Consider the following 1,414-nt stretch of genomic DNA (forward strand, 5'->3'; position numbering starts at 1 on the left):
CGAAGGCGCCGACGAACACCAGGCCGAACATCCCGTTCTCGATCGACTTGTTGATGTGCTGCATCGCCGTCACGTACGTCCGGTCGTCACCGGCCGCCAGACCCGGCATCACCGACACGTCGAAGGCGAAGAACAACCCCGCCATCAACCCCATCGCGACGGTGGCACCGGCCAGCACCGGACCGGCCGCCCTGCTCTGTCCGACAGTCTGCACCGAACTCCCCATCCCCATACCTCCGATGGCCGACGGCACGGAGTACGACGGCGAAACCGCGGTCTGATCCGAACGCATCTCAGGACCCCTTCACTCTCCCGGCCCGCGGGCTGCGGCGCCGACGAACGTGCTGCACACGACACCGCCCACCGTGCGGTGCGCCGCGCAACGGAAGCGCGACAACCGGAACCCCGCCCCGCAGGACAGCACTTGCCTCGTCTTGCGGTGCCCCGGGGCCAGCGGCCACACCCGGCACAGCCCGTCCGCACCCGGACCCGCACGCCGTGCCAGGAGCCACACCAGACGCACCAGCCGCACCGGCCACACCCGGTGGCGCCGCCGGCGGCGCGGACCGGTCGTGTGCCCGGCTCAGAGCACCGGCGCCAGGCTGCGCCGGTACCGCCGTTCCAGCACCGTCCGCCCGATCAGCCGCACCGGGGCCGGGATGGTCGCCGAGACCGCCCGGACGGAGGCCGCGTCCGCTCCGTCGAACATCCAGGGCTGCAGGTAGGTCATGACCTGGGTCGGCGCGCTCTGGATGATCCGGCGCTCCACCCGCAGGTACTCGTCCACCGGCAGGCCGGCCAGCGCGGGGAACACCACCGGCTCCTCGTGTCCCAGGTGATCGCGCACCAGGGTCTCGAACGCCTTCGCGGCCTCCGGAAGTTCGGCGCGCAGGCCGGAGCCGAGCACCCCCGCCACCCGCCGCATCGACCGGTCCAGCGCCTCGTGGTCCTCCTCCAGGACCCCGCCGCCGTCGAAGCCGGCCACCCGGCCGCGCAGGTACGGCCAGAGGATCTCGTCCTCGCTGTGGTGGTGCCAGTCGATCACCGCGCGCAGCCGCCCGAACCACTCCGCCAGGGCCGCCGTGGATCCCGACGAGCCGCGCGCGGCGGCGGCGCTCAGCCGCGCCGCGTCGCGGCGCATCGCCACGTGCATCAGGCCGAAGCCCTTGATGTGGCCGGGCAGTGTCCTGATGCCCTGCTCGCTCGACCAGACCGTTGTGCCGTCCGACATGACCAGACCTCCAGAGTCCGTTCAGGTTCCCTTCCGACGCCCGCCCGGCGGCGGCCGGTAGGGGCCACCCGGGACGAGCCGGTTCACACGTTCCACACGCCCGAGGCGGCGGCCTCACGGGCGTAGTCCCCGAAGTCCCGCGGCTCACGCCCCAGCGCCCGCCGCACCCCGTCACCCAACGAC

At 72.9% G+C, this 1,414-nt stretch carries 1 protein-coding gene and 1 pseudogene; both read right to left on the reverse strand.

The annotated features are described in order from the left end of the window. A pseudogene (locus tag AB0D10_RS46310) lies at positions 1-226 on the reverse strand (hypothetical protein); the annotation flags it as partial. Positions 227-583: 357 nt separating this feature from the next. Continuing rightward, the gene (locus tag AB0D10_RS46315) at positions 584-1,231 is read right to left on the reverse strand and encodes a hemerythrin domain-containing protein (RefSeq protein WP_360269152.1); all 648 of its coding nucleotides are present in this window, start codon (positions 1,229-1,231) and stop codon (positions 584-586) included. Positions 1,232-1,414 lie beyond the last annotated feature (183 nt).

Source organism: Kitasatospora sp. NPDC048545, assembly GCF_040651155.1.
In the GTDB taxonomy this organism is placed as follows: domain Bacteria; phylum Actinomycetota; class Actinomycetes; order Streptomycetales; family Streptomycetaceae; genus Kitasatospora.

What these genes read in the sequence shown, in the direction of transcription:
- AB0D10_RS46315 (WP_360269152.1), bottom strand. Translation starts at nt 1,231, where the DNA reads ATGTCGGACGGCACAACGGTCTGGTCGAGCGAGCAGGGCATCAGGACA.